The following is a 4325-nucleotide window of genomic DNA, read 5'->3' as shown; positions in this document are numbered from 1 at the left end:
CAAAGAGTTTAGATATCTTTGCAGTATGTTAATGGATTACTCTGAATTTGTTGGAAAGTAGGTATTATTAAGTTTGGATTTTGTGCATACACAATAGCAGATTCATAGTTTGAAATGTTAGGATAAAAATATTGCACTTTAATCTCTCTAAAATCAGCAGACTGCATGTAATTTTTCGATCCCACCCCCGCAACATATATATCCGCACCTAGCTTTTTGCAAATATTGTATATTTTATCCGCTTTTGCTCCTCCTACTGATAATTCTGACGATTTAATCATCGGTACACTGATATTAAACTTGTTTTTACAATATTCAATTGATGCCATATTAATATCAACAAGTTTTTCATAGCTGTATACCTCTGTAAAAGAACCAAATTTCAAATCGCATATCAATTTTCGTTCTAATTTTTTTCTCCACTTTTCGTCCTCAGATACTCTTACATCAGAAATTGTTTCAAAATAAGAACCTTTTTTGACAGGGACCGTAAACCATACATATTCCCCTTGTTTATTTAAATATCGATTTCGATTTTGAAAACTTCTCGGTCCAGAAAACTGAACATCATCTAAAATTACAAATGCATCACAAGCACACATTTTTTGAAAGTATCCTAAATAAGGAAAATGCTCTGGTTGACTAATTGCTACCCTCATTTTTTTAATCCTTTCCAACAATACACAGAATCATATAGAAATAATCATTCGAATCTCTTAATTCCCTACATACGCATTTAAGTTCATAAACGATCAAGCCTTGCTGAATAAGTTTTTCAGTATAAAAGGATTTTGCAAATCGCAAATCTAAATTCCCTGACGATATACCATAATACTGTTTTCTTTTTTCAATCCATTCAATGTTTCTTGGCAAAGATATATCATAGGGAGTATGCACAATATCGAAAGCAATCAATGACTTTTTATTTTTATGTACAAATTTGTGTGCATAAGGCAAAATATTGAAATGCTCACAATACTGTCCATAAACACAAAGCGGATTATCAAAAGAAATAATATCATACGATGTACCTTCATAAGTACGCGCATATTCAATTGAATCTGTGGAGATAAAGCTAAAATTCGACCGATTTCTTTTAAGCTTACATCCCTTTTCCTGGTCAATATCTAATCCCGTCATTGAGTGAATTTTACTTGTTAATGATTCGCTATAGATTGATCCATCCCCACAAAAAAACTCTATTCCACTATCCATAGGAATATCCCAATCATTAGCCATCGATACTATTTCTTCAATACATTCTTGCACATAAAATATAATCATATATTATTCCCCTAATATTATTTACTCATAGCATATATACATTTCATATGCCTCAAAGAAATGTTCGCTACGAGCTAGTTCATATGATAGATTCGCTGCATAAAACAGACCTTTAGTTTTATGAAAATTTTCTTCCAAATAAAACCTTCCACCTTGAGATTTTTGGCACTCTAATGCCATCATTTTTTTATCAAAATAATCTGTTATATCAACAAAATAATTAGGCATAAAACCCGATCTAACCGTCTTTAACGGGTCACATAATAGTATTTTTTTTACAGAATTAATTCTAGATGAACAGTTTAAAACAGCTTTTCCTATTGACGTATGATCCTGGTGATCAACTCCATATGAATCTGGATAGTGAGTTATTATAATATCCGGTTGCATTTCAATAAGTTCACTTTCTATAGCGTGAATCAAATCTCTTCCATATTCCATATACCCGTCCTTTTGATGTAAGAACCGGAAAGAAATCGAAAGTCCTGCAAAAGCTAATAGCGTTTCTTCTTCTCTAAGCTTTTTATCTAATAATACATTTTTCCCTTGTTCTTCTCTTATCGATATTCCATGTTCTCCTGAAGAGGCTATTAGGAGAATACATTCTTTTCCTTCGTCTAGATATTTACAAATAGTACCATAACACCTTAATTCAGCATCATCTGGATGAGCTAAAACAATTGCAACTTTTTCTTTCATTTAATAATTACCTCTTGTTCTTACAATCGTATTAATTATTCAAAATAATTCCGTTAACGAATTACCGTCAGCTTATAATTCTTAAGAATAATTATTATTAGTCTTCATAATACTACTATTTATTATTTGGGGTTATGAATTCTATTTCCTCCAAAAGATATCCCTTTGGTTAAGAATAAACATAAAGCCATCCATGACGTTATCCAATATGTCAAATGCCATATAGGTGCAAATAAAAATACTGGTGGCATCTGCTTTTTTCCGAATTTGAATTGCCCCCAAAGTGATATTAGCATAATACAAATGCAATATAGACCAAACAATATAGTTACTAATTTTACATTTTCTTTCATTAATAACAAAGAAATTGGAAATAAACACAAATGAATCAGAAAACGTATCGGAAATGCAATGTTTTCATATGCATAACGAACACGTTGCTCAAAAAAATTCTTAAGGGTAATTTTTTGTGTAGCAGTGAAAAACCTGTCTTTCGGAAAACCAATATGCGCTCCCTTATCAGCATAATACTTTTCTACAATATATTCGTCATAGAGTCCATCCCTATCAGGAAATCCATACTCTTTATATAGACTACTTTTCATTGCAATATGACCCGCAAATTGCTTTGTTTTGTCTGTTATACATCTAAAAAAGAAACCTGCGTGATCTATCATAACATCTATCGAATAATTTTCAAAAACAGGAACAATCTTAAATAAATCAAATTCTTCAAAGCAAGGCATTATATCTATAATTTCCATAGCCGTTATTCGAAAATGATCATCTATTATTAAACAATATTCATAATTTACATATTCAAACGCAGAATAAATTCCATTCAGCTTATCATTTTTCCCACTTCGATCCTGTGGAATAATATGAATAATATGTTCAGAAAGCCTTATTATTTGTCCGAGTTGTTCAAACAAACCACAAGGACATTCGTCTGCAATAATTATCTCATATTGAATTGATTTCTCTACCAACTCATTGTCCAGTGAACATAAATACTTTCCCAATTGGGATATGGTATTCTGGTCTTTACTTTTAACTGGTATTATAATGGAAATGGATTGAAACATCTTCTATCCCCTCTGTAAAATTCCTGTCATACAATGAACTGAACCGCCTCCATTCATAAGTTCTGAAACATCAACTCCTTCACATTTTATCCCGAGTTTTTCATACCGCAGAATTGTTGCCTTCGCATTTTTATTTATTAAAACGGTTTCTTTATTCAATTGTACAAAATTTATTGCCATATGAATATCTATCTCACGTTCATCGGTTAATTCGATTATTTTAAATCCATGACGAACTAATGCTTCATAGCCGATATACGAAAATCTTTTCGCAACAACCACTGCGTACTTATCATTTAATATGTTTACAACTCCATCAAGATGACCACATCCATATGTTGTTTGCAACTCGATTACTTCCCCAAATCCCTGTGTTTCTAAGACGGCTCGTATATATTTTATTGCCTGATTGTTGGTTCTTAAGCCAATTCCCAAAAAGACTAAATCCTTATTTACAATGATAATATCCGGTCCTTCAAACCACATAAACCCAAAACCAGATGCAATAATGGGAATATTTAACCGTGCCAATTCATTCTGAACAATAACCTCTTCACCAGCTCTCACAGGCGATGCCATTCGAGAAATAATAGCACCACAGGGTGTCATTGTGAACAAATCCCTAACAAAATAAATATTGGGATAGTTTTTCGAAGCTTCATCTGTTATATAATGAATTTTCACATTATATTTTTTATATGCTTCAGCCATTAGATCATGCTGTTCTCGTGCAAGAGTTGCATTTATGTTATCGTTCCAAAGAACTGCTTCTGGGTCTTGTATGTTTTCGATTTCTGTACCTGGTCTACGAAGCAATACGCTTTTTAAATCATCAGTTTCAGAATGAACACCACAATAATTCCAAATCGTACCGATTTCTTGAACACTATTATCTCTAGCGTTCCAGCCATTTCCTCCATGAGCTTTGTTTGGCATATTTTTCTCCTTAACAAATAGCATAATTAATAATTGCTTCTGCTACCCCGTCATTATTATTACTTGATGTTACATTTTTTATCTGCTTTTGAATATCCATAGGGCTATTAGCCACTACAATTCCCAATTTAGCCGATTGCAACATACTTAAATCATTATAGTTATCTCCAATAGCCATAATTTCTGTTATTGCGCAGCCATTTTTCTCCAATATTTTTTCTAATGCTCTTTCTTTATCATAAAAATTGTTAGTAATTTCAATATATCTTGGAGTTTTATTTAAGCAAAACCCACAATTCTGCAAAATAGTAAAGATTTTTT

Annotated in this window: 6 protein-coding genes; all 6 read right to left on the bottom strand. The window is 32.0% G+C overall.

The window, feature by feature from the left end:
* Nucleotides 1-8: 8 nt before the first annotated feature.
* Nucleotides 9-659, bottom strand: coding sequence for a WbqC family protein (locus tag RMR19_RS21540; RefSeq protein WP_310605571.1), 651 nt, complete (start codon nt 657-659; stop codon nt 9-11).
* Between the two features lie 4 nt (nt 660-663).
* Nucleotides 664-1284 carry a hypothetical protein gene (locus RMR19_RS21535; RefSeq protein ID WP_310605570.1) on the bottom strand — a complete coding sequence of 207 codons (621 nt, stop codon included), beginning with the start codon at nt 1282-1284 and terminating at the stop codon, nt 664-666.
* Between the two features lie 21 nt (nt 1285-1305).
* On the bottom strand, nt 1306-1983 hold the full coding sequence (locus tag RMR19_RS21530) for a PIG-L deacetylase family protein (RefSeq protein WP_310605569.1): 678 nt from the start codon (nt 1981-1983) through the stop codon (nt 1306-1308).
* Nucleotides 1984-2105: 122 nt separating this feature from the next.
* Complete coding sequence (locus RMR19_RS21525) at nt 2106-3068, bottom strand: glycosyltransferase (RefSeq protein ID WP_310605568.1); 963 nt, start codon at nt 3066-3068, stop codon at nt 2106-2108.
* Nucleotides 3069-3071: 3 nt separating this feature from the next.
* On the bottom strand, nt 3072-4004 hold the full coding sequence (locus RMR19_RS21520; protein WP_310605567.1) for a dimethylarginine dimethylaminohydrolase family protein: 933 nt from the start codon (nt 4002-4004) through the stop codon (nt 3072-3074).
* A gap of 10 nt (nt 4005-4014) precedes the next feature.
* On the bottom strand, nt 4015-4325 hold a 311-nt coding region (locus RMR19_RS21515; protein ID WP_310605566.1), incomplete at its 5' end, for an HAD family hydrolase.

The organism is Anaerosporobacter sp. (assembly GCF_031551385.1).
In the GTDB taxonomy this organism is placed as follows: domain Bacteria; phylum Bacillota; class Clostridia; order Lachnospirales; family Lachnospiraceae; genus Anaerosporobacter.
The sequence above is the reverse complement of the archived record's forward strand: the minus strand, read 5'-3'. Positions and strand labels throughout refer to the sequence as shown.